Source organism: Saccharopolyspora sp. NPDC047091 (assembly GCF_040643635.1).
In the GTDB taxonomy this organism is placed as follows: Bacteria; Actinomycetota; Actinomycetes; order Mycobacteriales; family Pseudonocardiaceae; genus Saccharopolyspora_C.
Map to the genome: position 1 here is coordinate 37,019 of NZ_JBEYUS010000005.1, position 25,066 is coordinate 62,084.

A 25,066-nucleotide genomic window follows, 5' to 3' on the forward strand; every position below is an offset into this window, starting at 1 on the left:
GCCGCTCGGGATCGCCGGTCGGCCTCGCGGTTCGGCGTTCGCCGGTCCGGCCCGGATCGGGCCTGCGGTCGGGTGTCGTCCGGCGGACCTACGGTCCGGTGGCGACGCGCTCGGTGCCCGGTTCGGCCTCGCTCCGGCGGCGCGGCCGGGGGAGGAGCCCGCCGCCGCGTCCGACCAGGACGGTCTGCGCCAGCACCAGGGCCAGCAGCGCGGCCGTCGTGGTGAACCCGATCCACCACACCGGCGGCAGCAGCACCCCCAGCGCCCCGCCGAACACCCAGCTCAGCTGCAACACCGTCTCGGAGCGGCCGAACGCGGAGGCTCGCGACTCCTCGGCCACGTCCCGCTGCACCACCGCGTCCAGGCACACCTTCGCGAGCGCGCTCGCGGTCGCGCCCACGAGTCCGACCGCGACCGCCACCGGCACCCCGGCCAGCACGGCCGCGCAGGCGGTGATCGCCAGCGCGGCGCCCAGGCAGCTCGCGATCAGCCGGTCCGGGTTGCCGAACCGCATCCGCGCGCCCGCCGCGTTGCCGAGGAAGCTGCCGAGCCCCGCGGCGCCGCCCACCGCGCCGAGCAGCACGACCTGCATCGCCGGGTCCTGCCGGGTGCTCTCCTTGATCACGAACGCGGCGAACAGCGTCAGGAACCCGGTCAGCACCCGGATTCCGGCGTTGCCCCACAGCGCGACGACCACGTGCGAGCTCAGCGGAGCCCGCCGCCGCTTCCCGGCCACGGCCCGCGCCTCGCCCGCCGAGCTCTCCACCCGCCGCGTGATGCGCAGGCACAGCCACGTCCCGCCTGCCGCGAGCGCCGCCATGAACCACAGCGCTCCCGGCGACCCCAGCAGCCACGCGAACCCGGAGGCCACCGCCCCGAACACGCCCCCGGCGGCCAGGCCGAACGTGGTCAGCCGGGAGTTGGCCCTGGTCAGGTCGATCGCCGCGGGCAGCACCCGCGGGGTCATCGCCGCCTTGAGCACGCCGAACGACTTGGACAGCACCATGCAGCCCAGCGCGGCCGGGTACAGCAGCCAGCCGTCGAAGTTCACCGCCATCACCGCCGCCAGCAGCACCCGGACGCCGAAGGAGACGGCGAGCGCGGTGCGCCTGCCCTGCCGCAGCCGGTCCAGCGCCGGGCCGATCACCGGGGCGATCACGGCGAACGGGGCGACGGTGATCAGCAGGTACAGCGCCACCTTGTCCCGGCTCTCGCCGGTGGCGGCGGAGAAGAACAGCGTGTTCGCGAGCGCCACGGCCATCGCCGCGTCGACCGCGTAGTTGAGCATCACCGCGTAGCTGAACCGGGCCAGTCCGGATTCGGCGGCGCCGTCGGCGTGCGCGGCGGAGAAGAACAGCCGCATCGCGCCACGGGTGAGCTGCCTGCCGCGCCAGGCGGCGACGCGGGTGACGGTGAGCTTGCGCGGGGGAGCGGTGGGGTCCCAGCGGCCGCGCGGGGTGTCCTCGGGAGCGTCGCCGGGTGCTCGGTCGTCCGGGGCGGAGTTCCGGTCCTGTTCGCGCTCGGCGTCGGTGTCGTGCCCCCGGTCGGGGCCGCGGCGGTGCTCGCCGTCCGAACCGGAGTCGCGGCGGGTCCCGGTGCTGCTGGGTGGTGCGGTGGCCGCGGCGTGCTCGTGCCCCGCGTGCTCGGCGCCCACCTGCTCGCCCGCCGCCGGCCCTGCCGTGCGGCCCTGCTCGCCCGCCGCTGGTCGGGCTGCGCGGTCTTGCTCGCCTGCCGTGCGGCGCTGTTCGCCCGCCGCTGGTCGGGCTGCGCGGTCTTGCTCGCCTGCCGTGCGGCGCTGTTCGCCCGCCGCTGGTCCGGCCGTGCGGCCCTGCTCGTCCGCCGTCGGTCCGGCAGCGCGGCCGGACCCGCCGTCGCGCTCCCGGTCGTCCCGCCGTTCGCCGAAGCCCTGCGGGATCCGCCCGCGCCTGCCGCGTCGACCGGCTCCCCAGCCGGGGCGGCCGGTCGGTTCCTGGTCGGTGCGCTGGTCGCGTCGGAGCCCCATGTGTTCATCCTGCCCCAGCCTCGGGCGCGGCCGCGTCCGCTCCGCCGCTGCTCAGCCGGGCGTGCCGCGGAGTTGTCCACAGTCGAGCCCCAGCTGTGGACAACTTGTGGAAATTTGCGAGATCAGGAGCGAGTTCTCCACAGCCGGGTGCGGCCGCTGTGGATCACTGCGGTGCGAACCGCACCCGGTACGCGTGCGGCCACAGCTTCCCGGTGAGCAGGAATTCGTCGGTCCCGGGCACCGCGGCGATCCCGTTCAGCACGTCCGCCCCCGCCTTCTCGCCGGCGGGCAGCAGCCCGGACGCGTCGACGACCGCGCCGACCACGCCGGTCGCCGGGTCGATGCGCACGATCTGATCGCTGCCCCACACGTTCGCCCACACCTGCCCGCCTGCGCATTCGAGCTCGTTGAGCTCAGGGACCGGCTTGCCCTCCAAGGTGACCTGGACGGAGCCGGTGGGCGCGAACGTCGCCGGGTCGCGGAAGGTGAGCTGCGCGCTGCCGTCGCTCATGACCAGCCGGGAGCCGTCGTGGCAGAGCCCCCAGCCCTCGCCGTCGTAGTCCACTCGGCGCAGTTCCCGCAGGCTCGTCCGATCACGTTCCAGCGCAACCCCTTCCTGCCAGGTGAGCTGCCAGATACGGTCACCGACGACGGTGATGCCTTCGCCGAAGAGGTCGGCGGGGAGACGTTCCTCCCCGAGCACGCGGCCGGTGTCCGGGTCCAGCGCCCGCAGCAGCGAGCGCCCGTACCGCCCGGTTCCTTCGTAGAGGGTTCCACCGGACAGTTCGAAGCCCTGGGTGAACGAGGAGCGGTCGTGCGGGAGCACGCGGGTCACCATCGCTCGAAGGTGTGGCACGCTGCCCGCGTGCCCAATGCTCTGATCGGTGTGCTCGCGATCCTCCTGGCCTTCGTGCTGAGCTGGTATGTACGACGAGCACGCGCCCAACGCCAGTCCGGACAGCAGGCTCGTGATGATCACGCCTGCGGACAGACGGTTGCCCAGCGCAGTTCGCCTGGGGAGATCTCCGGTTCGCACCCCGAAAGCCTGACACGGGCGGCGACCGCATCGACCGCGTACGGCACAATCGAGCACGTGACGCCTATGCCTGCTCCGACCACCGACCCGGACGCTCCGCTCGGAGTTCCCGGCGAGCCGAGCGGCGAGTCCACGGGGACCCAGCCTGAACCGGCCCAGTCCGAACCGGCCCGGCTCGACCCGACGCTGGCAGCGGCCGTGGAGACGGCCCGCGCCGCCGCCGAGGGCGAAGCGGGCCCGGCAGCCGACCCGATCGGTTCGCCGGTGCTCACGGTCGATGCGGCGGACGCCCCGGTCGGCGCGCACGTCGGGGTGGAGGCCGAGGGGCCGGACGCGGCGACGCACTACTTCGAATCGAACTACCCCGGGTACGTGGGCTGGCGCTGGGCGGTGACCGTCGCGATCGCCGGTCCGGGTGAGCCGGTCACGGTCAGCGAGGTCGTGCTGCTGCCGGGCCAGGACGCCCTGACCGCGCCGGCCTGGGTGCCGTGGAGCGAGCGCCTGCGTCCGGGCGACCTGGGTGCCGGTGATCTGCTGCCGAGCGCCCCGGGCGATCCGCGGCTGGCCGAGGGCTACCTGTCCGGTGCGGACCAGGGCGTGGAGTCGCTGGCGCACGAGGTGGGCCTGGGCCGCAAGCGGGTGCTGAGCCACGAGGGCCGGCTGGCGGCCGCGGAGCGCTGGCACCAGGGCGAGTTCGGCCCGGGCAGCGACATCGCGAAGCTGGCGCCCGGCGCGTGCGGCACCTGCGGTTTCTTCCTGCAGCTGGCGGGGTCGATGCAGGCCGCGTTCGGCGTGTGCGGCAACGAGATCGCCCCGGCGGACGGCCGCGTGGTGCACGTGGAGTTCGGTTGCGGCGCGCATTCGGAGGCCGAGGTGGACACGTCCTCGACGGTCCCGGTCGCCGAAGTCGTCTACGACGACACCACGCTGGACTTCGAGTCGCGCGGGTGACCGCGCAGGACGTGTTCGGCACGGCCGAGCTGCGGCGGGCCGTGCTGGAGTCCTGGGATTCCTCGCCGACGAGGTTCCGCGAGGACGCGAACGCCGAAGAGGACCTGCGCCTCGGCGGCTACCGGGACCGGCTGCTGGTGGAGCTGGCGCAGAACGCCGCGGACGCGGCGGGCGCGGACGGCGTGCTGCGGGTCCGGTTCGAGGACGGTGAGCTGCGGCTGGCGAACACCGGCGCGCCGCTGACCTCGGAGGGCGTGGCGGCGCTGGCCTCGCTGCGGGCGTCGGCGAAGCGCGAGGGCGCGACGGTCGGCCGGTTCGGCGTGGGTTTCGCCGCGGTGCTGGCCGTGACGGATGCGCCGCGCGTGGTGTCGACCTCGGGCGCGGTGGAGTTCTCCGCGGAGCGCACCCGGGCCGAGGCGGCGGCGCTGCCGGGCCCGGCGAAGGAACTCGAATCCCGCGACGGCGGCGTGCCGGTGCTGCGGCTCGCGTGGCCGTCGGACGAGCGGCCGCCGGAGGGCTTCAGCACCGAGGTGCGGCTGCCCGTCCGGTCCGATGTGGACGGTGATGCGCTGCTGGCGGGCTTCGCCGAGCGCGCCGCCGACCTGCTGCTGGCGCTGCCCGCGCTGCGCGAGGTCCAGGTCGGCCCGCGGTCGTGGCGCCGCGAGGACCAGGGTTCCTCCCGCGCGGTGGTGCACGGCCCGCAGCGCAGCGACCGCTGGCTGCTGCACCGGGTGTCCGGTGAGCTGGGCGAGTCGGCGCTGGAGGGCCTGGGTTCGGAGGCGAAGCGCGGCGCGAGCTGGTGGGCGTGCTGGGCGGTGCCGCTGGGCCCCGACGACGTGCCGATCCCGCTCGCCGAGGACGTGCTGCACGCCCCGACGCCCACCGAGGAGCGGCTGTCGCTGCCCGCCCGGCTGCTGGCCGGGTTGCCGGTGGAGGCGGACCGGCGGCGGGTCGCGGCGTCGCCCGCGGTCGACTCGGTGCTGACGTTCGCCGCGGAGAGCTACCCGGACCTGGTCGCGAAGGTCGCGCCGGAACACCGCACCGCGCTGGTGCCGCTGCCCGGCTTCCCGCTGTCCGATGTGGACGGAAAGCTGCGGCAGGCCGTGCTGGACCGGTTGCGGATCAGCGCGTGGCTGCCCGGTGGTGCCGGTGGCTCGGTGGCTCCGAGCGGGGCCGAGGTGCTGGACTACTACTCGCCGGAACTGGTGTCGCTGCTGGCGGACGTGGTGCCGGGCCTGCTGGCCGCGGACCTCTCGGACGCCCGGCAGCGGCGCGCGCTGAGCACCTTGGAGGTGCGGCGGCTCGGGTCGGCCGAGCTGGTCGCCGCGGTCGGCGGGCTGGAGCGCCCGCCGTCCTGGTGGCACCGGCTGTACGAGGCGCTGGCCCCGATCCAGCGCACCGATCTGCGCGCCCGCGAGGAGTTCGCGGCGCTGCCGGTGCCGCTGGCCGACGGCCGCACCGTCACCGGCGCCCGGGACGTGCTGCTCACCGATGGTGCCGCCGACTCCGGACCCGCCGCCGTGCTGTCCACGTTGGACATCAGCGGGCTGCGCATCGCGCACCCGGACGCGGCGCACCCGCTGCTGGAGCAGCTCGGCGCGCACCGCGCGGGACCCGCGGAACTGCTCGACGCCCCGCCGCTGGCGGAAGCCGTGCGCGGCAGCGTCGCCGAAGCCCGGGTGGGCGCCGACGTGCTGCCGCTGACCGAATCGGTGCTCGGCCTGGTCCGCGACTCGCACCCGCACGACTGGCTGGCCGCGCTGGCCATGCCGGACCGCGACGGCGAGATCCGCCGCGCCGACGAGCTGCTGCTGCCGGACGCGGCGCTGCTCGCCGTGCTCGACCCGGACGAGGTCGGGCCGGACGGTTCGCTGGGCGTGCTGGACGGCGCGTTCGCCGCGCGCTGGCCGCGCGATCTGCTGCGCTCCGTCGGAGTGCTGGACTCGTTCGCGCTGCACGTCGAGGACGACCCGATCGACCCGGACGAGCAGTTCGCCGACAGCGTCCGCTGGTGGCACGAGCAGGAGCACCTCGCGGGCGGTGCCTGGCCGCCCGCGCGGTTCACCGCGGTCCGCGACCTGGACCTGGTCGCCGACGACGCGTGGCCGCAGGCGATCCGGCTGCTCACCGACTCCCCGGACATCGCGCACGTCCTGGAGGACCCGCACAGCCACCCCGCGTGGTGGCTGTCCCGCTTCGCCGTCCTCGACGGCCGCGAACCCCGGTCCTGGCGGCTGCCGGAGGCCGAGGACATCGCGGGCATCTACGACCCGGTGCCGGACCTCGGCCTGGACTCGCGGCGGCTGCGGCTTGCCGGGGTGCGCGGCGAGCTGCGCGTCGACGACCCGGACGACGCCGCGGACCTGGTGGCCCGGCTCGGCGACCCGGACCGCGGCATCCGCGCGGGCACCGCGCTGCGCGCGCACCGCGAACTCGCGAACGCCGTCGTCGACGGCGTCATCCGCCCGGGTTTCGCCGGGCCGCCCGAATCGGTGCGGTCCCTGTCCGGCGCGGTCGTCAGCGCGGAGCGGGCCGTGGTGCTGGACGAGCCGTGGATGCTCGGCGTGCTGGAGGCGCCGCTGGTCGTCGCCGGTGGCGGCCCCGACCAGTTCGACGCCGAAGCGCTCGCCGAACTCCTGGACCTCCCGCTGGCCTCCGAGGAGAGCACCATGCGGGTGCTGTCCGACGGCCGCGCGCAGCAGTGGGCCGAGGTCGCGCGGGTGCCCGGCTCCTGCGAACTGCTGGGGCTCGCGGTGCCGAACGGCTCGGTGACCTTGCACGACGGGCTGCGCGTCAGCACCCGCGAGGGGGAGCGGCGCGTGCACTGGTGGGTCGACGCGACCGGTGCGGTGCACGCCGAGCGGACGCCCGACGGCCTGGCCCGCGCCCTCGCCTGGGCGGCCGGCTCGTGGGACACCCGCTTCGCCCTCGCCGCGCTGCTCGCCGACCCGGAAGCGGTCACCCTGCTCCGCTGACCCCACAGGTGAATGGCCCATTCGCCCAAGATGGTTGGGCGAATGGGCCATTCACCTCAGCGGATTTGCTTGAGCGTGTGCAGGAAGTGGTGCCAGGTGCGCCGGTGGAACAGCAGCGTGCCGCCGTCGCGGTCCTTGGTATCGCGGACGCCGACGGCGTCGGGGGAGGCGCCGACCTCGATGCAACTGCCGTTGGCTGCTGAGTGGCTTGACTTGCGCCACGTCATCTCTGGCACTCGGATCACTCCTCGCTGAGTTCGCGGGTTCGCCGGTCGGTCGAGCGGGGGTGTCCGGCTCGTCGTGCGCTCCCAGGTGAGTGGCCCATCCGCCCAACGTGGCTGGGCGAGTGGGCCATTCACCTCAGCGGGTCTGTTTGAGCGTGCGCAGGAAGCGGTGCCAGGCACGCGGGGCGAACAGCAAGGTGCCGCCGTCGCGGTCCTTGGTATCGCGGACGCCGACCGCGTCGGAAGAGACGCCGATCTCGACGCAGCTGCCGGATTGCCCGCTGTGGCTGGATTTCCGCCATTTCGCCGCGTCGCTCAGCATCAGGCTTCCTCCATCTCGGTGGCTATCGCTGCAATCAGACCCGCCGAGGCGTCAAGAGGCAAGGTCGAAGTGCGGATATCCACTACGGCTTGCTTGTAGGCAGCGACGTCCTTCGTCTCGAAGAGGAAGGCTGGAGCTCGGTAGTGCTCCAGCTGGACGATCGGTGGCGCCTTCGCGAACTCGTACAAGACGAACGCGCCTTCGTGCGCGGGAGTCCAGTGCGTCAAGTCGCTGGGCAGGACGGCCACCGTGATGTTGCTCTGTTCGCTGAGTCTCAGGATGTACCTGAGCTGTTCTGCCATGACCGCTGGACCGCCGAGCGGTTGACGCAGCGCGTGCTCGGCGATGATCGCGGTGAGCGGCTTCGCTGTTCTTCCCGACAGTACGTCTCGCCGAGCCATTCGGAGGCCGACTCGGATCTCCCTTTCAGGGTTGGGCAATCCGCGCATGATGGAGCGCGCGTAGTCGGCGGTCTGGAGGAGTCCCGGGATCACGGTGGGCGCCACGTCGGCGATCGAGCTGGCAGACCGCTCGAACTCGGCCAGCTCGACGAGATGCTTGTGCGGACCAGATGCGCTTCGGGCGAACGTGTTCTTGTCTCCAGCGTTCCTGGCGAACTCGATGAGCTCGTCATATCTGGTACCGGTAACTCTAAGTGTTCCCAGAATGCGGGCGACATCCTCCGGCCGGGGTGTGCGCGTGCCGGTTTCGTAGCGGGAGATGGTGACATGGCTGGTACCAAGCTGATGTGCCAGCTCACGAGTAGTGACGTTCGCCTGCTTGCGTAGTTCCCGTAGCTCGGCGCCCAGCAGGCGAGCCTTGGGCGTGTGTTCGCTGGTACCAGCCATGAAAACAGCTTAACCAATCCGTGTCGCCTTCATGATCCATCGATCGGGCACTAGCTATCTGGTGCCGGTAACAAGATACTTAAACCGGAAACGATATGGAGAGGAGCGATCATGTTGGCGGATGGGGCGAAGGTGGGGCGGTGGCAGCCGGTGAGCAGTGGACGGCACGCCTTCGGCCTGGACGCGCGCAGCTCCGAACCGGGTGGGCTGACCCGCGCGCTGTGCGGCGTCGTGGTGCGCACCGACGAGTTGCAGCGGGTCGCCGACGAGATCGACTGGATCCGCGAGCCGACCTGCATGGACTGCTGGCGCGAGCTGGCGGCCCGAGCGCGCTGAGCGCGCCCCCGAACGCGGCCCGGTCGTGGTGACCCCCGACCCCACACCGGTCCGCACGGGTGACCGGGCGGCGGCCACCCCTCCCCGACGCCGCCCGGTCGCCCTCCACCCGAGGAGATCCCCGTGGAACCGCACGACACGCCCGCCCGCTGCTGGGTGGCGTTCGGCTACCAGAACCACCTCGTCCCGGCCGCCCGCTCCGGTGAGATCGCCGGGAGCTGCGGGGTGCTCGCCGACCCCGTCGACCTCGAACCGCGCGACGGCCGCCCGACCTGCTCGGTCTGCGCCACCACCGCCCGCACCGGCGAACACGCCATCGTCCCGTTCAGCGGAACGATCGACTAGTAATAGCGAGATGGCGATTTCCGCCGCGCACCTGCGAATTCAGGCATTTCCACTCCGGCGACCTCGGGTGTCGTGCTGAGCTGATCACCGACCGCCACCCGCGAGATTCGGACTCGACATGACGCCGCCGCACCCACCGCACGGGAACCCGCCGCCCCCGCCGAACTGGCCCCCGCCCCCGCACTGGCAGCAGCCCCCGCTCCGGCCGCAGCCGCCGCGCCGCGGCAAGGCGCTGCCGGTCGTCCTCGTGCTCCTCGCCGTCGTCGTGCTGGCGCTGCTCGCCGCCGCCGTCGTCGCGCTGCACGGCGGATCGGACGCGGTCCGGCCGGAGCGGGATTCCGAACGGCTCCTCCAGCTCACGCCCGGCAACCCCGCCGTGCACTACGGCACGCCCGCCGCCTTCGACGCCTGCGCGGTGCTGCCGCCGGACGTCCTGGAACGGGCCGGGCTGACGATCTCGCCGAACCGGGAGCTGGAGCACTCCTACGCCAAGGAGGACGAACCGCCGGAACGCGCGTTCGCCGGGCAGGAGATGAGCGGCTGCGACTACCTGGTGCACTCCGACGTCCGCTCGGTCGACGTCGTCTCGCTGGAGCTCTACCAGCAGCCCCGCTCCGCCGAGAGCCGGCTGGAGATCGTCGCCGAACGCGCCGCCGACGCCTCCGCCGAGGTCCGCACCGACCGCGGATTCCAGGTCGCCGCCTGGCGCGACCCCGACCGGGAAGGCGGCTGGCAGGTCACCGCCGTGCGCCCGGACGTCGCCGTCGACACCACCATCACCCTGAGCGACCCGCACTACCGCGGAAAACCCGCCGAGCAGGTCGTGCGCGAACTCGGCACCGGCCTCGTCGACGGGCTCGCCGCCGGACCGCGCGCCCTCGACATCGCCTACACCGGCCGCTACGCCGACACGCCGAACCCGTGCGACGTGCTGAACCCCGCCGCGCTCGAAGCCGCGTTCCCCGGGACGGCCAGCGGCTGGGTGCAGGACGCCTACCTGCCGTCCGAACTGATGATGAACGGCGACGGATACCGGGTCGACACCTCCTGCACCCGCCGCATCGCCACCGAGGAGGACATCTACGGCCCATCGCCCGACGGCATCAGCGCCGACTTCATGAACTGGGAAGCACCCGAACCCGGCGGCCGGTACCTGGCGGGCATCTGCGGCCACGCCATCCTCGGCAGGGCCCCCGTGCGCTCCGACGTCCGGATCGGCGACGGCGACACCTGCCTCACCGACCTCAACGGGGACTGGCAACTGGAGTTCCGCACCGGGAAGACCACCGTCACCCTGCACACCACCCACGAACCACCCGCCGACCCGCAGGAGGTCGCCCGCCTCCTCGAACCCGCCGCCCGGCAGATCATCCGCAACCTCCCCTGAACACGAGAACGGCCGCGCACCTGCCGGACGAGGCGGTTCTCGCTACGCGGGCGGGATGTTCTGCAACGCCTCTGCGGCGATCTTGCGCGCGTACCCGCAGGTGTCCTCCATTTCGGGAGTGCCCCCGGAGATCACCGAGTAGAAGACGTGGAGGCTCTGGGTGTCCGACACGCCGACCGCCAGGTTGCAGAGGTTCTTGGAGAAGTTCACCTGCACCGCCGGATATCCGGCGACCTCGGCCGCTTCGAAGTTGTCGAAGTTGCTCCTTCGCTCGTGAGCAGCGGTCATGCCTCCAGAATTGGTGTTGATGTCGAGGGCGGCCGTGAAAGCGCTGCCGTCGTACTCGCAGGCCGGTTCCTTGAACTCGCTGTCTCGCTGGGCCGGAGTGCCTTCGATCTGCAGAGTCGTCCGCTGCTCTGGGGTGAGCAGCTGGCAGGCGTCCGTGACCCCCTTCAGGTCCTTCGGGTTCCGCACCGCCAACGCGGGGTCGATGTTCTCCGTGCTCGGCGCTGCTTGCGAGGGCTGTTCTCCGCCCTCGCCGAGCGCACACGAGGAGATCGCGGTCAACGCGACGAAAGATGCTGCGAGCAGGCCACAACGTCGTAACACGAGGAAAACCTCAAATCCGGTTCGAGAAACGGGTGGTCTCCCCACCGAACGGGGACCGCGGGACGGGGAATGTTCGGGTGACGTTGCTGACGGGCCATTTCGGGCTGTTCACCAGCGCCGGGTCTCCCGCACCTTGTGACGCGGGCGAGTTCTCGGGGACTGGCGGTTCGCCGCCGATGGGCCCGCGAACCGAGCTGCCTCCCGCGGTGGCCGGGGAAGTCGCAGCCGTGATCGCGCGTCGCAGCACTGCTCTGCCGTCCTTGCGTTCGAGTCGGTGGGAAGCAGTGCGCCGACTTCGGTGCCGCACGAGAACGGCCGCGCACCGGGTTCGGTGCGCGGCCGAGTTCTCGGTCAGGCGGGAGCGGTCACTCGCCGAAGACCGGGGGAGCGGTGCGCGGCATGTCGTTCAGCCACACGTCGTCCTGCTCCTCCAGCCAGCTCTCGTGCTCCTGGTCCTCGTCCCCGGCACCCTTGGCGCCGCGACCGGCACCACCGGCGCCCATCGCGCCCGCGCCACCGCGGCCGCCCGCACCGGCAGCGCCCGTGCCCGCGCCACCGGCCGCGCCACCCGCGCCCGGAGTGCCGACACCCGCACGGCCACCGGCACCGGGCTGGTTCGCACCCGCGCCGACCCCCGCGCGACCGCCCGCGCCCGCGCCGCCGGAGCCCGCGCGGCCACCAGCACCGCCGGCCCCGAGGCCGCTTCGGCCACCCGAACCCGCGCCGCCGGTCCCGCCAGGGCCACCCGGCAGGAAGCCGCCGCCGATACCGCCGACGCCACCGGCACCAGGACCGGAACCCGCGCCAGGACCACCGGGCACACCGATGCCGCCGGGCAGCGAACCACCGGCACCGCCGCCACCGGGCGACCACGACGAACCGCTACCGGACGGACCTGAACCACCAGGCCCGAAGCCCGCGCCGCTGCCACCGCCGATGCCCGCGGTACCGCCGCCCGCACCGGGCGAACCGCCTGCTCCGACACCCATCGGCGAGTTGATCGCACCGCTGCGGTCGAAGGAGCTCTGACCACCATCGCCGTTCTGCGTCGGCGGCGGGTCGAACCGCGGGGGGTTCTGGACTTCGGCCTGGACGGCCCCGCCGTAGGTCTCGTAGGTCTGCTTCGCGGCTTCGGCGGCTTCGGTGGCCTCTCGTTCCTGCTGCTGGAGGTCAGTCTCGGAGCCGACGAGCCAGGCGCCACCCTTCTCCAAGAGGCTGTCGGTGGCCGTGACCTCCTTGGGCTCGGGCATGCCGTCCCTGACCGTGGTGAAGGCATTGACCTGGCGCTCGACGGAGTCGCCCGCAGCAACCGAGGTCACCTGGGTGGTGGCCAGGAAGCTCGTCATCGGTTTGAGCGAGTTGCCGTGTTGTTCGGCTGCCTTGCCTTCCCACGCGACGTTGGCCTCGCGGTTGGCATCGTCCAGCAGCTGAGTGGCGTTCTGCAGCCTTGTGGCGATGTCTTCCTTGAACGCGCGCGCACCTTCGTGCATCGGCTCAGAGCCTGCGCCTTCGTGGATTTCCTTGTAGGTGACCGGGTGGTTGAATCCCACCTTCTCCATGATCTCGTCGACGTTGCCGAAATCGGAAGGTGCTGCAACCACTCCTGCGATCACGATCGGAGTGAATGGTCCCATTTGTTTCCCCTGTTTTTCGGGTGCTGGGGTTTTCGATTACTTGGGGATGTTCACGAGCAGTTCGTTGGTGATCGTCTTGGCGTATCCGCAGGGATCGTTCATCTCTGGTGATCCGCCGGAGTTCTTGGAGAAGTCGACTTCGATCGATTGGTCGTCGGCGACCCCGACGCTCACCTTGCAGGCAGTCGATTCTGCGTTCAGCTCAGCGGCCGGATAACCGGCGACTTCAGTCGGCGTGAAGCTGTCGAAGTTGTCTTTCTTGCTGTTGAGGTTGGTGATCCCGCCGTGGTTGGTGTCGATGTCGACCGCCGCGTTGAAGGCATCCCCGAAGATCTCGCACGTCGAGTTGCCGTACTCGTTCGTCGTCGTGGTGAACTCCGCGTCCCCTGCGCCCAAGCGCGTCCGCTGCTCAGGATTCAACAAGGTGCAGGCATCTTGGACACCGGTGAGGTCCCTGGGATCGGTCACCCGAAGAGCCGGGTCGACCGACTGCTGCGGTGCTGGATCGGGCGATGTTTCCGCCGTTCCCCCTGATCCGACCGAGCACGAAGTCAGCGCTGCGAGCGCAAGGGCGGTTGCGGCGGTCACGCTGGCGCGACGAAGCATTTCCTTGTTTTCCTTACGACTGCGTCGGGGTTGCGGCATCGTCGGCGCCGCGGTAGTCGTTCACCGCGGCCCGGAGTTGTTCGATCTGATTTTCCAAGTGTTTTTTGGCTTCGTTGAGGACGTGTGCCAAGCCTCCCGGTTGATCGCTGACGATGGACTTGATGCTGTCCGCAGAAGCGCGGCTGATCTTGTCCTGCCCCGAAGGTTCGATCTTCTCCAGGCGGTTCATGCTGAAGCGGATTCGATCCAGCTCGTCGCGAGCGTCCTCGTACTTCGCGATCAAGGCCGGGATCGCGTCGGTGTCGACGGAGAACGAGGCTCCGGAAGAGACACCCCCGTTGTTGATCGTGGTGTTGATCGTGGCCATGTGGTCTAACCCCCTAGTGTCACGTGGTCCGTGATCGGGCTCAGCTTGCCAGATCACGCCAGTGCGGTGCACCGATATGACGTCGCGATGTCGAAACCCGTTCCCAGCCCAGGTGGGATCACGCTTTCAGCCCAGCGCCGGAGCCGACCTACCAGGCGGACAGCCGTTGAGCTCCAGTGGTGAGGTCGCCCAAGACCCGGCGGAAGGTCCCCATGTCGGCCCCGGCGATCAAGCGCTGGTTCCCGCTGTTGTAGATCGACAGGCGACCGACTTCGAGGTCGACGATCTGCATGGTGGAGCTCCCGCGGAACTCCTTGCGCTGCGAGTTCCACACCGTCACGCCGACCTGACCCGCGCCGAGCTTGGGTCCGTCGAGCAGTTCGGTAGCGGCACGGAAGCCGGAGGCGTCCAGGCCTCGTGCGCGGAGGCCCTTCTCGACCGCACGGGGGTCGGCGTCGCTTGCCTTGGCTGCGTCCGCCATGACCGCCCGCAAGGCGGCCAAGTCGATGTTCACCGGTTTGAACTTGGCCGGTGGGTGATCGGGGAGAGTCGACACCAAGGAGGGGATGGCGCTCTCGGGTCGGACCCGCTCGATGATCACGCGGTCACCGTTGAGGACGCTGCGGATCGTCACTTGGCCTACCTGCGACACGGCGACGCGGAGCTCGGTGCCCTTTTGGGAGGAGAAGCGCAAGTCGTATTCGACAGCAGCGCTCTGGTACGCCGCGACGAGGTCCCAGACCTCGTCGCTCACCCGGTTCGCGTGATCCAGCAGCCCGCGCTGCCTGCACCGCGTGTCCGCGGCCTCGATCTCAGCGTTGATGTTCTGAAGTGGTGTGCCGTAGTGGGAGAACCGGAGGACCGGAGGTAACCGCTTGACTCCTGCCCAGCCTGTCAGCACTCCCAACTCCAGGCGATCGACATCGAGCTTGGATGCCACGCGCAACTCCCCAGTTGTCGGTACTTCGCGAGCAGCAGACTAGCGAACGGCCGAGTCGGGGAAGGTGGCTTTCCGCTATCGGAACTAGCCGTCGAGGCCGGACAAACCCTTCCACGCGCCGCGCGATCCGCGTCGTGACGCGGAGCGCTGCCAGCGGAACACCCCGTAGCCGGTGAGGCCGAGGGCGAATCCGGCGACGCAGGTCCAGAACTCGATGCCGCCGGGCGCGGTCGCGGCGAACAGCGCGACTCCCACGAGCCACAGCGCGGTCCCGGCCAGCACCACCGGTGTCGGCTGCGCCAGCCTGCGCGGCAGGGCGGGCACGGTGTGCGCCGGTTCGGGTGGTGTCGTCGCTGGTGAGGAGGGGGTGCGTGCGCTGTCTTCGGCCACGTCGGGCAGGCTACCCCGGTAGTCGTGAGCGGGGTGAGGTAGTGATGGCGGACAGGGAACCGGACGATTCGCGCGGTGCTGCGGAAGAGCCGTTGAAAAGTTCTGGTGAACCCGGTTCGGAGCCCGTTGCGGGCGCGGAACGCGATGTCGAGGATCGTCGCGTGAGTTCTGCGGGAACGGGTTCGAACGCGGCGGGGTCGGCGGGCAGTGGTGGTACGGGACGGGCCACCGGCGTGCTGGATCGGTTCTTCAAGATCAGTGAGCGCGGTTCTTCGCTGAGCCGGGAACTGCGCGGCGGGCTGGTCACCTTCGTCACCGTCGCCTACATCATCGTGCTGAACCCGTTGATCCTCGGCAGCTACTCGGCCGATTCGCCGACGGCGAAGCGGGACGTGCTCGGGCACGTGCTCACGGTGCCGCAGGTCGCGGCGAGCACGGCGCTCGTCGCGGGCGTGATGACGCTGCTGTTCGGCCTGGTCGCGAACTACCCGTTCGCGATCGCCGCGGGCCTGGGCATCAACACGCTGCTCGCGGTCACCATCGCCCAGCAGGTCAGCTGGCCGGAGGCGATGGGCCTGGTGGTGGTGGACGGCCTGGTGATCCTGGTGCTGGTCGCCACCGGGTTCCGCACCGCCGTGTTCAACGCGGTGCCACCGGAGCTGAAGGCGGCCATCGCGGTCGGCATCGGCCTGTTCATCAGCTTCGTCGGGCTCGTCGACGCCGGGTTCGTGCGCAGGCTGCCGGACGCGGCGAACACCACGGTGCCGGTGGGGCTGGGCATCGACGGGTCCATCGCGTCCTGGCCGACGGCGGTGTTCGCGTTCGGGCTGGTGCTCACCGGGATCCTGGTGGCGCGGAAGGTGCGCGGCGGCATCCTGATCGCCATCGTGGTCAACACGGTGGTGGCGATCGTCGTCGAGGCGCTGGTGCACGCGGGCCCGTCGGAGGGCACCGATCCGCACGGCTGGAACCTCGGCTACCCGGCGCCGCCCGCGGAGATCTTCGGGCTGCCGGACCTCTCGCTCGTCGGCGACATCTCGTTCGGCGCGTGGACGCGGCTGCCCGCGCTGGCCGCGGCGATGCTGGTGTTCACGCTGGTGCTGGCGAACTTCTTCGACGCGATGGGCACCATGACGGGCCTCGGCAAGGAGGCGGGCCTCGCCGACCGCAAGGGCAACCTGCCGGGCATCGGCAAGGCACTGGCCGTGGAGGGCGTGGGCGCCGTCGCGGGCGGGGTCGGTTCGGCCAGCTCCAACACGGTGTTCGTGGAATCCGCGTCCGGCATCGCGGAGGGCGCGCGCACCGGGCTGGCGAACGTGGTGACCGGGCTGCTGTTCCTCGCGGCCATGTTCTTCACCCCGCTCTACAGCGTGATCCCGGTGGAGGCGGCGGCGCCGGCGCTGGTCGTGGTGGGCGCGATGATGCTCGGGCAGATCCGGGACGTGGACCTGTCCGACTTCACCAAGGCGCTGCCCGCGTTCCTCACCATCGTCGTCATGCCGTTCACCTACTCGATCGCGAACGGCATCGGGGTCGGGTTCATCTGCTACGTGCTGCTGCAGTCCGCCACCGGCCGGGTCCGGCAGGTGCACCCGCTGATGTGGGTGGTGTCGGCCGCGTTCGTCCTCTACTTCGTCGCCGACCCGATCTCGGCGCTGTTCGCCTGACGCCTGTTCTCGCTGCTTCTGCCGCGTAGTGGTCGGGTGGCGGAACCTCAGCGGCTTCCTCGCTGCGGGATCGTTTTCGCAGGTGGCTCCGCCACAGGAGAAATCGCTGTCCTCGCGAGGAAGCAGCTGAGAACCCGCTGCGGTGCCGGTGTCTTGGGTGGTCGTTGGCTCAGCGGCTTCGCCGCTGACAGGAAACCGGCCCGCCGGGCAGGCTCAGGGACGGGCAGTGCAAGGTGCGCGGCCCGCTCGACCGCCGGGCGGGCTGCGGCCCTGGTCCTGCTGAAGATCGAAGATGGGGCGTTCGGGGGTCGTGCGGGGCGGGGGAGGCACTAAGCTCCGCGCATCGCGTCCGAAGACGGGGCGTATGACCGAAATGTCGTCAAATAGTTTGGTAGACTAACGACGTGTCCGAGATCGCTGAACGGGAGCGCACGCTGGCCACCCGGCTGCGGATGGCCTCCGTCCGACTCAACCGCAGGCTGCGGGCGCAGAGCACCGACTCCGTCGTCACGCTCTCCCAGCTGTCCGCGCTGTCCTGCCTCTACAAGGCCGGGGCGATGACGCCGGGCACCCTCGCGGCGAAGGAAGGCGTGCAGCCGCCCTCGATGACCAGGGTGATCGCGGCACTCGAAGGCCTCGGCCTGGTCGTGCGCACCCCGCACCCCACCGACGGGCGGCAGGCCGTCGTCGACCTCACCGACACGGGCCGCGCCCGCATCGAGGAGGAGATCTCCGCCCGCGAGCGCTGGCTGGACGTCCAGCTGGCCGAACTCACCAGGGAAGAACGCGCGACCTTGAGTCACGCGGCCGAGATCATGGAACGGATCTCGCAGCGCTAGGAGGGAGCTGAGCACGTCGGCGGCAGAGGAATCGCTGCACCCGTCGGGGCCCGACCCGGACGGTGCGAACCGCACACCCACCGGCGAGCTCGGCGCACCTCCGGGTGCGTCCGCGGACGTGCGCGCCGGTGAACCCGGCGGCCGCGCCGAGCGCGGAACCGGCGCCGACCCCGGCCCACCGGGCGATCGCGGGAGCGCCGCGCCGCACTCCGATCCCGGAACCCGCACCCCGCCGTCCGTCGCGGAGCCACCGGCCGCGACCGGCGGCATGTTCGGTTCGCTCCGGGTGCGCAACTACCGCTACTACGCGGCGGGCCAGGTCGTCTCGCTCACCGGCACCTGGATGCAGCGGGCCGCGCAGGACTGGCTGGTGCTGGAGCTCTCCGGCGGCAGCCCCGGCGCGCTCGGCGTGGCCGTGGCGCTGCAGTTCCTGCCGACGCTGCTGCTGACGTTGTGGGCGGGCACCGCCGCCGACCGGTTCGACAAGCGGCGGCTGCTGGTCGCCACCCAGACCGCGCTCGGCGCCTGCGGACTGCTGCTCGGCCTGCTCGACGTGTCCGGGGCGGCGCGGTTGTGGCAGGTGTACGCGCTGTGCTTCGTGCTCGGCTGCTTCGCGGCGGTCGATGCGCCGGTGCGGCAGTCGTTCGTCGTGGAGATGGTCGGTCCCGCGCAGCTCACCAACGCCGTCGCGCTGAACTCGATGACGTTCAACCTGGCGCGGATCGTCGGGCCCGCCATCGCCGGGCTGCTCATCACCGCGATCGGCACCGGGTGGGTGTTCATCGCCAACGGCATCAGCTCGGCGGCGGTGGTCGGCGGGTTGCTGCTGATGAACGCGGCGCAGCTGCACCGCGGCGAGCCGGTGCCGAAGGAGCGCGGCCAGGTGCGGGCCGGGCTGCGCTACGCGCTGCGGCGGCCCGACCTGGTCGCGGTGATGGTGCTGGTGTTCTGCGTCAGCACGTTCGGCATGAACTTCGAGAGCACCTTCGCGGTGATCGCCCGCAACGTCTTCGACCGGAACGCCGACGGCTACGGGCTGCTGATCACGATGCTCGCCGTCGGCACCCTGTCCGGCGCCACCCTCGCCGCCCGCCGCAGCAGGAATCCCGGTTCGCGGCTGCGGCTGATGGTGCTGGGGGCCGGCGCGTTCGGGCTGCTGGAGGCGGTCGGCTCGCTGATGCCGTCCTACTGGGCGTTCGCGGTGATGCTGGTGCCGGTCGGGATCGCGGTGATGACCTTCACGACCAGCGCGAACTCCACGGTGCAGCTGGCGGTGGAGCCGTCGATGCGCGGGCGCGTGATGGGCCTGTACATGCTGCTGTTCCTCGGCGGGAAACCGCTGGGCGGGCTGGCGTCCGGGTGGCTGGCGGAGGTGCTGGGCCCGCGGTCGCCGCTGCTGCTGGGCGGGCTGGCGTCGTTGGCCGCGGCGGTGGCGTGCGGGGTGCTGCTGCGCCGCTGGAGATCGGGGGTTGCGGACCCTGGGAGGTTAGGCTAACCTAATACATGTCCGCTTCGTGGTGGGAGCGGCAGTCAGTTCGGGAACAGAGCGGGCCCCGTCTCCTCCGGGAGGCGGGGCTCGTTCGCGTGCGGGGTCCGTTCCCGCGTCGGCCTGTTCGCTCGTCGGTCCGTGCGCGCGGAGTGCGTGCGCACTCGCGCGCGGGGTGAGTGGTCCCGGACAGCACTTCGGGGCCCTCCCGTGGGAAGGCCCCGAAGTGTCGGCAGCTTCGCTTGTCGGAGCATCCACCGCCGGTCCGTGGTCCCGCGCGGCCGCGGGAAGGAAGATCAGGCGGTGGGCAGCCGCAGCCCGTTGTAACCGGCGCGGGCGTCGGCGAACCGCTTGCCGACCTCGTCCCAGTTCACGACGTTCCACAACTGCTTGACGTAGTCCGCCTTCACGTTCTTGTACTGCAGGTAGTAGGCGTGCTCCCAGATGTCGAACACCAGCAGCGGCGTGGTGGCGATCGACAGGTTCGAGTGGTGGTCCCGCAGCTGCTGCGTGATCAGCCGCTGGCCCACCGGATCCCACGCCAGCACGCCCCAGCCGTTGCCCTGGATCGTGGTCGACACGGCCTCCAGCTGGGCGCGGAACTTGTCGAACGACCCGAAGTCCTGGTCGATGGCCGCGGCCAGCTCGCCGGTCGGCTTGTCCCCGCCGTTCGGCGAGAGGATCTTCCACCACACCAGGTGCAGCGAGTGCCCGGCCAGGTTGAACGCCAGCGTCGTCTCCAGGCCGACGATCGACCCGAAGTCGCCCTTGTCCCGCGCCTCGGCGATCTTCTCGATCGTGTCGTTGGCGCCCTTGACGTAGGTCGCGTGGTGCTTGCTGTGGTGCAGCTCGTTGATCTCACCCGAGATCGCGGGCTCCAGCGCCGAGTAGTCGTAGTCCAGCTCGGGCAGCACGTACTGAGCCATGGAGCTTCTCCCTGTGCGCGTATCGCTGTCAGCAGTCTCTAGCAATTGCAATCTAGTGGCAACAGCTGGACGGCTGCAGTCCGGCCCGGGTTGATCTCAGTCACCGGGACCGCGCGCGGCTCACTCCAGCGGCCAGGCGTGCACCGGCTCGCCCGAATCGGTCAGCTCCACGTAGCGGTGCAGCATCGCCGCCAGCGCCTCCGACCGGTCGTGACCGCGCTGCTCCAGCCGCGCCACCACGTCCCGCTGCCACGAGGAACCGGTCTGCTTGCGCAGGCAGCGGGACTCGATCACGCCCAGGGTGTGCTCCCGCGCCGCGTCCGACACCCCGCACAACCGCAGGCCCTCGTGCGCCATCGGCAGCAACCGGCGCAGCACCAGTTCGTCCGGGGTGATCCAGCCCGCGCCCGGCCAGTACAGGTGCGCGTCCATCCCGTGCCGGGCGCCGGTGTAGAAGTTCTCCTCCGCCGCCGCGAACGACATCTGCGTCCACACCGGCCGGTCCTGCTCGGTCAGCGCCCGCTGCACCCCGTAGAAGAACGCGGCGTTCGCCACCACGTCCGGCACGCTCGGCCCGGCGGGCAGCACCCGGTTCTCCACCCGCAGGTGCGGCACTCCGTCGACCAGGTCGTACACCGGCCGGTTCCAGCGCCAGATGGTGCCGTTGTGCAGCCGCAGCTCCGCCAAGGTCGGCGCGCGGCCGGCCTGCAGCGCGGCCACCGGGTCCTCCTCCTCCGGTTCCGGCAGCAGGGCGGGGAAGTAGCGCACGTTCTCCTCGAACAGGTCGAAGATCGAGGTGATCCACCGCTCGCCGAACCACACCCGCGGCCGCACGCCCTGGTTCTTCAGCTCCTGCGGCCGGGTGTCGGTGGCCTGCTGGAACAGCGGCACCCGCGTCTCGTGCCAGAGCGCCTTGCCGAGCAGGAACGGCGAGTTCGCGCCGATCGCCAGCTGCACCCCGGCCAGGCACTGCGCCGCGTTCCAGTGCGCGGCGAAGTCCTCCGGCGCCACCTGCAGGTGCAGCTGCACCGAAGTGCACGCCGATTCCGGCACGATCGAATCCGCGTAGCAGCGCAGCTGCTCCGGCCCGCCGTCGCCGAGCGGCGCACCCTCCATGTCCAGCAGCATCTCCTCGCCCTTGGCGGTGAAGATCTGCTCGTTCAGCAGCGAGTAGCGCGCGTCGTGCGAGAGCCAGCCCGGGTCGAAGTGGCCGCGCTGCAACGTGGGCAGCGTGCCGATCAGCACCAGCTTCGCGTTCGCGTCCTGCGCCTTGCCGTCCGCGCGGCGCAACGCCTTGCGCAGCTCGTGCTCCAGCTCCAGCGCGCCGTCCCCGGCCAGGGCGCGGGGCAGCACGTTGAGCTCGATGTTGTGCTGGCCCAGCTCGGTGGTGAACGACGGGTCGTTGATCTTCTCCAGGACCACCGAGTTCGACATCGACGGGTCCATCCGCTCGTCGACGAGGCTCAGCTCCATCTCCAGCCCCATCTGCTGGTGCGGGAAGGAGAAGTTGCCTTCGGCGAGCATCCGGGCCAGTGCGTCGAGACCGCGCTGCATCTTGTCCCGATAGCGCTGCCGGTCCACAGGAGTGAAAGCCCGACTGGTCACGTGCTTTCCCATGCCGTCTCCCCGCTCGTCGGCCAGCACGCCGGCTTAGGTGGACACCAACGGTGACACATCGGTACCCGGTGGACCAGCGTCCAAAACGGTGTTCGATCGAACACCCGAATACCTCTTGTGACCAGCGGTAAAAGGCGACTTTCCAGACCCGTTCCGGGCCGGTTCGAACGGGGCCGGACCGGCGGTGCCCTGGTTGATCGGGTCCGCGGCGGGCGCCGAGGTGATCACCGTCGGTGTGCGGGCCGGCCCGCACGCTGCGTTGCGCCCTGCGCCGATGCGGTGAGGTTCGCGGGGGCCGCCGGGCGGGTCCGACTACGCGCGGCAGCCGGGAATTTCGTTGCGCCGCGCGGAAGTCCGGGCGGGACGAGACCGGGTGGCGCGGTGCCGGTTCCGCACCGCGCCGCCCGGTGGGGAGATCAGCGCTCCGAGCGGCTCTCCGCCGGGCTTTCCGCCGGGGCCTCCGCGGGCCGCTCGGCGGAGCTGGCGACCACCTCGCTGCGCGCCGCGCCGCGCCGCCCCAGCGACAGGAACATCACCGCGGAGGCGACCACCACGCCGAACATCACCGTCGCCATCGGCACCGCCGAGCCGGTACCGCCCAGCCCGACCAGCGGCGCGGCCAGCGCGCCCACGATGAACTGGCAGACGCCCAGCAGCGCCGACGCGCTCCCGGACACCTCGCGGTTGTCCGCCAGCGCCAGCATCGTCGTGTTCGGCATGACGAAGCCCAGCGCCGACACCATCACGAACAGCGCGCCCAGCAGGAACGGCAGCGGCAGGTCCAGCACCGCCGACGCCAGCAGCACCGCGCCCGCCACCGACGAGGTCAGCAGCGCGCCCACCAGCAACTGCGCCTCGGTGGCCACCCGGCCCACCAGCCGCGCGTTGATCTGCCCGGCCAGCACCAGCCCGATCGCGTTCGCCCCGAACGCGAAGCTGTAGGTCTGCGGCGACATCCCGTAGATGTTCTGCAGCACGAACGACGACCCGGAGATGTAGGCGAACATCGCCGCCATGCCCAGCCCGCCGGTCAGCGCGTTGCCCAGGAACGACGGCGTCGACAGCAGCGAACCGAAGGTGCGGAAGGTGCTGCCCAGCCGCGCGGGCTGCCGCCACTGCTGCGGCTTCGTCTCCGGCAGCAGGAACGCGGCCACCAGCAGCAGCACCGTGCCGAACGCGGTCAGCACCGCGAACACCCCGCGCCACGTGGTGTGCGCGAGCACCTGGCCGCCGATCACCGGCGCCAGGATCGGCGCCAGCCCGGTCACCAGCATCAGCGAGGAGAAGAACCGCGCGGCCTCCACCCCGGAGTACAGGTCGCGGACCGCGGCCCGCGCGATGACCATGCCCGCCGCGGCCCCCGCGCCCTGCAGCGCGCGCAGCGCGGCCAGCGCGTAGATCGAGCCGGACAGCGCGCACAGCACGGACGCGACGATGTAGACGGCGAGCCCGATCAGCAGCGGACGCCGCCTGCCGACCGAATCGCTGATCGGCCCCGCGATCAGCTGGCCCAGCGCCAACCCCAGCAGCACCGCGGTCAGCGTCAGCTGCGCCTGCGACTCCGAAGCCCCCAGCTCCGTGGTCAGCTGCGGCAGCGCGGGCAGGTACATGTCGATGGACAGCGGCCCGAAGGCCGTGAGCCCACCGAGGATCAGTGCGAACTTGGTCTTGCTCCCCAACCGGCGCTGCGCGCCGTCGATCGTGGCCTCCTCGGCGGTGGACATGCTTCTCCTCATCGCTGGCCGCCGCCGCGTGCGCGCGGCGGCGGTTGTCGGTGCGGGTGGCCGGTGAACCCCAGGTGCGGTCGTCGTCGTGCGGGTGCCGGGGATCCGGGTCCCGGCGCCGCGGCTCCCGCATCCGGTGGCCCGGCCAGGTCCGGATCGTGGCGGCCGGTCCGGATCGTGGTGCGGGTCCGGATCGTGGTGGGAGACGACAACAGCTTGCTCTCTACAACTAACAATGCGGAAGTACCCGTTATGCCCGCGGTGCACGCCTGCGGCTGTGACCTGGGTCATCGCGCGGCGAGATCTTGACATGCTGCCGATCGGAGCAACGCCGAATGCGAAGATGCGTCCCGTGGCACGCGTGCACCAGGTGACCGACGTCGACGACCCGCGCGTCGACGACTTCCGGGACCTCGCCACCGCCGACCGCCGCCCGGACCGGCCAGGGGGGCGCGGTCTCGTCATCGCCGAAGGCGTGGTCGTCGTCGAGCGGTTGCTGGCCTCCCCGTACCCGGTGCGCGCGCTGCTGGGCGCCCGCCGCCGCATCGACGCGCTCGACGAGCAGCTCGCCGGGGTGGACGTGCCCGCGTACGCGGTGGAGCCGGACGTGATGAGCGCCGTCGTCGGCTTCCACCTCAACCGGGGCGTGCTCGCCGTCGCCGACCGCGCGCCCGCCGTCACCGCCGACGACCTCATCGCCCGCTCCCGGCGGCTCGCCGTGCTGGAAGGCGTCGGCGACCACGAGAACCTGGGCGCGCTGTTCCGCAACGCCGCCGCGCTCGGCATCGACGGCGTCCTGCTGGGGGCGGGCTGCTCCGACCCGCTGTACCGGCGGAGCATCCGGGTCTCGATGGGGCACGTGCTGCGGGTGCCGTTCGCGACCTTCGACGACTGGCCCGGCGGGCTGGCGCTGCTCGGGGAGCACGGCTTCCGGACCGCGGCGCTGACCCCGCGCGCCACCGCGACCCCGCTGGCCGCGGCCGGCCTCGACGAGGGCAAGGTCGCCGTGCTGCTCGGCTCCGAAGGCCCGGGCCTGGCCGAGGACACCATCGCCGCGACCGACGTGCCGGTGCGGATCCCGATGAACCCCGAGGTGGACTCGCTCAACGTCGCCACCGCGGCGGCGATCGCGTTCCACGCGATGAGCGGGGCGAGATGATCGGGACCGCCCAGCGCCCCAGGTGGGAACTGCGGGTGCGGCGGGGACGCGCCGTCCTCGTCGACCGGCCGGAGCGCGTCGGGGAACGGCCGGTCCGCGAATACGACCCCGCCCAGCTCGCGCTGCCCCCCGAACTCGTCGAGGACCTGCACGAGTGGGCGCACGTGGTGGAGGCGGTGGCGCCGGACCAGGACATCGCGGGGGAGAGCTCGGCGACCCTGATGGCCCGCCGCGGCCGCCAGCTCGCCGCGCGGCTGGCCGCCGAGACCGGTGGCGACGTCGGCTACTGGGACCCGGCGCGCGGCCGGATGAACCGGGTGCGCCGCGCCGCCCCCGCGGTGCCGGAACCCACGCCGTGGGCCACCGGCAGCGCCATCGCCGTCGTCATCGCCGCGCTCGTCACCGTCTCGCTGGTGGTGGTGAGCCGCGGGCTCGGCGAGGTGAACCTGCTGCTGGCGGTGCTGGTGAACGTGGTGGTGGTCGGCGGGTTCGCGCCGTCGATCTGGATCGGGCGCCGGTTGCCGGTGTGGCGCTGGGTCGCGTTCGGCGCGGCGGCCGGCGTGGTCCTCGCCTGGCTGTCGCTCCTGCTGTCCCTGCTTGGCTGACCTCGCCCGGACGTGCGACGGCCCCTCGGGCGTCGTGCCGGAGGGGCCGTCGGAGGCGTTCGTTTCGGTGG

The 25,066-nt window shown here is 71.5% G+C and carries 24 protein-coding genes; 10 read left to right on the plus strand and 14 right to left on the minus strand.

All coding sequences use genetic code 11. From position 1 onward, the window contains the following. Positions 1-88: 88 nt before the first annotated feature. Both ABZ805_RS04025 and ABZ805_RS04030 read right to left on the minus strand, forming a co-directional pair. Positions 89-2,002 (minus strand): MFS transporter, encoded by a 1,914-nt coding sequence (locus ABZ805_RS04025; protein WP_358433969.1) that lies wholly within the window; start codon positions 2,000-2,002, stop codon positions 89-91. Positions 2,003-2,165: 163 nt separating this feature from the next. Next, positions 2,166-2,840, minus strand: coding sequence for a glutaminyl-peptide cyclotransferase (locus ABZ805_RS04030; RefSeq protein ID WP_358433972.1), 675 nt, complete (start codon positions 2,838-2,840; stop codon positions 2,166-2,168). A 264-nt stretch (positions 2,841-3,104) separates the two neighbouring features. Between ABZ805_RS04030 and ABZ805_RS04035 the strand changes: the two genes are divergently transcribed. Both ABZ805_RS04035 and ABZ805_RS04040 read left to right on the plus strand, forming a co-directional pair. Further along, positions 3,105-3,989, plus strand: a complete 885-nt coding sequence (locus ABZ805_RS04035) for a DUF3027 domain-containing protein (RefSeq protein WP_358433975.1) — start codon at positions 3,105-3,107, stop codon at positions 3,987-3,989. Further along, positions 3,986-6,964, plus strand: a complete 2,979-nt coding sequence (locus ABZ805_RS04040) for an ATP-binding protein (RefSeq protein WP_358433978.1) — start codon at positions 3,986-3,988, stop codon at positions 6,962-6,964. Before ABZ805_RS04035 ends, ABZ805_RS04040 begins: the two co-directional genes overlap by 4 nt. Before the next feature lie 56 nt (positions 6,965-7,020). Here the strand turns inward: ABZ805_RS04040 and ABZ805_RS04045 are convergent, their stop codons facing one another. The 3 genes from ABZ805_RS04045 to ABZ805_RS04055 all read right to left on the minus strand — a co-directional run bounded on the left by ABZ805_RS04045 (position 7,021) and on the right by ABZ805_RS04055 (position 8,358). Then, positions 7,021-7,191, minus strand: a complete 171-nt coding sequence (locus tag ABZ805_RS04045) for a DUF397 domain-containing protein (protein ID WP_358434352.1) — start codon at positions 7,189-7,191, stop codon at positions 7,021-7,023. A gap of 133 nt (positions 7,192-7,324) precedes the next feature. Continuing rightward, the gene (locus ABZ805_RS04050) at positions 7,325-7,510 is read right to left on the minus strand and encodes a DUF397 domain-containing protein (protein ID WP_358433981.1); all 186 of its coding nucleotides are present in this window, start codon (positions 7,508-7,510) and stop codon (positions 7,325-7,327) included. Continuing rightward, complete coding sequence (locus ABZ805_RS04055; protein ID WP_358433984.1) at positions 7,510-8,358, minus strand: helix-turn-helix transcriptional regulator; 849 nt, start codon at positions 8,356-8,358, stop codon at positions 7,510-7,512. Before ABZ805_RS04055 ends, ABZ805_RS04050 begins: the two co-directional genes overlap by 1 nt. 111 nt (positions 8,359-8,469) lie before the next feature. On the opposite strand from ABZ805_RS04055, the gene ABZ805_RS04060 reads away from it, so the two are divergent. From ABZ805_RS04060 to ABZ805_RS04070, 3 genes are all read left to right on the plus strand, one after another. Further along, the gene (locus ABZ805_RS04060; protein WP_358433987.1) at positions 8,470-8,694 is read left to right on the plus strand and encodes a zinc finger protein; all 225 of its coding nucleotides are present in this window, start codon (positions 8,470-8,472) and stop codon (positions 8,692-8,694) included. Positions 8,695-8,817: 123 nt separating this feature from the next. After that, positions 8,818-9,039 carry a hypothetical protein gene (locus ABZ805_RS04065; RefSeq protein WP_358433990.1) on the plus strand — a complete coding sequence of 74 codons (222 nt, stop codon included), beginning with the start codon at positions 8,818-8,820 and terminating at the stop codon, positions 9,037-9,039. Between the two features lie 118 nt (positions 9,040-9,157). Beyond that, positions 9,158-10,426: a hypothetical protein gene (locus tag ABZ805_RS04070; RefSeq protein WP_358433993.1), complete on the plus strand. Its 1,269-nt coding sequence runs from the start codon at positions 9,158-9,160 to the stop codon at positions 10,424-10,426. 42 nt (positions 10,427-10,468) lie between these two features. On the opposite strand, the gene ABZ805_RS04075 is transcribed toward ABZ805_RS04070, so the two are convergent. The 6 genes from ABZ805_RS04075 to ABZ805_RS04100 all read right to left on the minus strand — a co-directional run bounded on the left by ABZ805_RS04075 (position 10,469) and on the right by ABZ805_RS04100 (position 14,972). Next, complete coding sequence (locus ABZ805_RS04075) at positions 10,469-10,993, minus strand: DUF3558 domain-containing protein (protein WP_358433996.1); 525 nt, start codon at positions 10,991-10,993, stop codon at positions 10,469-10,471. Between the two features lie 407 nt (positions 10,994-11,400). Continuing rightward, complete coding sequence (locus ABZ805_RS04080) at positions 11,401-12,636, minus strand: PPE domain-containing protein (RefSeq protein ID WP_358433999.1); 1,236 nt, start codon at positions 12,634-12,636, stop codon at positions 11,401-11,403. 69 nt (positions 12,637-12,705) lie between these two features. Next, positions 12,706-13,257, minus strand: a complete 552-nt coding sequence (locus tag ABZ805_RS04085; protein ID WP_358434001.1) for a DUF3558 domain-containing protein — start codon at positions 13,255-13,257, stop codon at positions 12,706-12,708. Between the two features lie 31 nt (positions 13,258-13,288). Beyond that, positions 13,289-13,642 (minus strand): hypothetical protein, encoded by a 354-nt coding sequence (locus tag ABZ805_RS04090; protein WP_358434004.1) that lies wholly within the window; start codon positions 13,640-13,642, stop codon positions 13,289-13,291. A 148-nt stretch (positions 13,643-13,790) separates the two neighbouring features. Next, complete coding sequence (locus ABZ805_RS04095; RefSeq protein ID WP_358434007.1) at positions 13,791-14,582, minus strand: ESX secretion-associated protein EspG; 792 nt, start codon at positions 14,580-14,582, stop codon at positions 13,791-13,793. 84 nt (positions 14,583-14,666) lie between these two features. Further along, complete coding sequence (locus tag ABZ805_RS04100) at positions 14,667-14,972, minus strand: DUF2530 domain-containing protein (protein WP_358434010.1); 306 nt, start codon at positions 14,970-14,972, stop codon at positions 14,667-14,669. Positions 14,973-15,205: 233 nt separating this feature from the next. Here ABZ805_RS04100 and ABZ805_RS04105 point away from each other — a divergent pair, with 233 nt between their 5' ends. The 3 genes from ABZ805_RS04105 (at position 15,206) to ABZ805_RS04115 (ending at position 18,973) form a co-directional block, all read left to right on the plus strand. Continuing rightward, complete coding sequence (locus tag ABZ805_RS04105; protein WP_358434355.1) at positions 15,206-16,639, plus strand: NCS2 family permease; 1,434 nt, start codon at positions 15,206-15,208, stop codon at positions 16,637-16,639. Between the two features lie 404 nt (positions 16,640-17,043). Beyond that, the gene (locus ABZ805_RS04110) at positions 17,044-17,478 is read left to right on the plus strand and encodes a MarR family transcriptional regulator (protein ID WP_358434013.1); all 435 of its coding nucleotides are present in this window, start codon (positions 17,044-17,046) and stop codon (positions 17,476-17,478) included. Between the two features lie 118 nt (positions 17,479-17,596). Next, positions 17,597-18,973 (plus strand): MFS transporter, encoded by a 1,377-nt coding sequence (locus ABZ805_RS04115; RefSeq protein WP_358434016.1) that lies wholly within the window; start codon positions 17,597-17,599, stop codon positions 18,971-18,973. A 287-nt stretch (positions 18,974-19,260) separates the two neighbouring features. Here ABZ805_RS04115 and ABZ805_RS04120 read toward each other — a convergent pair whose 3' ends face one another. The 3 genes from ABZ805_RS04120 to ABZ805_RS04130 all read right to left on the minus strand — a co-directional run bounded on the left by ABZ805_RS04120 (position 19,261) and on the right by ABZ805_RS04130 (position 23,231). Beyond that, positions 19,261-19,890, minus strand: coding sequence for a superoxide dismutase (locus ABZ805_RS04120; protein ID WP_224962331.1), 630 nt, complete (start codon positions 19,888-19,890; stop codon positions 19,261-19,263). A 120-nt stretch (positions 19,891-20,010) separates the two neighbouring features. Beyond that, positions 20,011-21,507, minus strand: coding sequence for a glutamate-cysteine ligase family protein (locus tag ABZ805_RS04125; RefSeq protein WP_358434020.1), 1,497 nt, complete (start codon positions 21,505-21,507; stop codon positions 20,011-20,013). A 416-nt stretch (positions 21,508-21,923) separates the two neighbouring features. Further along, a complete protein-coding gene (locus ABZ805_RS04130) occupies positions 21,924-23,231 on the minus strand; it encodes a multidrug effflux MFS transporter (protein WP_358434022.1) in 1,308 nt (435 codons plus the stop codon). 343 nt (positions 23,232-23,574) lie between these two features. On the opposite strand from ABZ805_RS04130, the gene ABZ805_RS04135 reads away from it, so the two are divergent. Beyond that, a complete protein-coding gene (locus tag ABZ805_RS04135; RefSeq protein ID WP_358434025.1) occupies positions 23,575-24,390 on the plus strand; it encodes an RNA methyltransferase in 816 nt (271 codons plus the stop codon). Next, entirely contained in the window at positions 24,387-24,995 is a 609-nt protein-coding gene (locus ABZ805_RS04140; RefSeq protein WP_358434028.1) for a DUF2537 domain-containing protein, read from the plus strand. Before ABZ805_RS04135 ends, ABZ805_RS04140 begins: the two co-directional genes overlap by 4 nt. Positions 24,996-25,066 lie beyond the last annotated feature (71 nt).

What these genes read in the sequence shown, in the direction of transcription:
- ABZ805_RS04025 (WP_358433969.1), bottom strand. Translation starts at nt 2,002, where the DNA reads ATGGGGCTCCGACGCGACCAGCGCACCGACCAGGAACCGACCGGCCGC.
- ABZ805_RS04030 (WP_358433972.1), bottom strand. Translation starts at nt 2,840, where the DNA reads ATGGTGACCCGCGTGCTCCCGCACGACCGCTCCTCGTTCACCCAGGGC.
- ABZ805_RS04035 (WP_358433975.1), top strand. Translation starts at nt 3,105, where the DNA reads ATGCCTGCTCCGACCACCGACCCGGACGCTCCGCTCGGAGTTCCCGGC.
- ABZ805_RS04045 (WP_358434352.1), bottom strand. Translation starts at nt 7,191, where the DNA reads ATGACGTGGCGCAAGTCAAGCCACTCAGCAGCCAACGGCAGTTGCATC.
- ABZ805_RS04050 (WP_358433981.1), bottom strand. Translation starts at nt 7,510, where the DNA reads ATGCTGAGCGACGCGGCGAAATGGCGGAAATCCAGCCACAGCGGGCAA.
- ABZ805_RS04055 (WP_358433984.1), bottom strand. Translation starts at nt 8,358, where the DNA reads ATGGCTGGTACCAGCGAACACACGCCCAAGGCTCGCCTGCTGGGCGCC.
- ABZ805_RS04060 (WP_358433987.1), top strand. Translation starts at nt 8,470, where the DNA reads ATGTTGGCGGATGGGGCGAAGGTGGGGCGGTGGCAGCCGGTGAGCAGT.
- ABZ805_RS04070 (WP_358433993.1), top strand. Translation starts at nt 9,158, where the DNA reads ATGACGCCGCCGCACCCACCGCACGGGAACCCGCCGCCCCCGCCGAAC.
- ABZ805_RS04090 (WP_358434004.1), bottom strand. Translation starts at nt 13,642, where the DNA reads ATGGCCACGATCAACACCACGATCAACAACGGGGGTGTCTCTTCCGGA.
- ABZ805_RS04120 (WP_224962331.1), bottom strand. Translation starts at nt 19,890, where the DNA reads ATGGCTCAGTACGTGCTGCCCGAGCTGGACTACGACTACTCGGCGCTG.
- ABZ805_RS04125 (WP_358434020.1), bottom strand. Translation starts at nt 21,507, where the DNA reads ATGGGAAAGCACGTGACCAGTCGGGCTTTCACTCCTGTGGACCGGCAG.
- ABZ805_RS04130 (WP_358434022.1), bottom strand. Translation starts at nt 23,231, where the DNA reads ATGTCCACCGCCGAGGAGGCCACGATCGACGGCGCGCAGCGCCGGTTG.
- ABZ805_RS04135 (WP_358434025.1), top strand. Translation starts at nt 23,575, where the DNA reads ATGCGTCCCGTGGCACGCGTGCACCAGGTGACCGACGTCGACGACCCG.
- ABZ805_RS04140 (WP_358434028.1), top strand. Translation starts at nt 24,387, where the DNA reads ATGATCGGGACCGCCCAGCGCCCCAGGTGGGAACTGCGGGTGCGGCGG.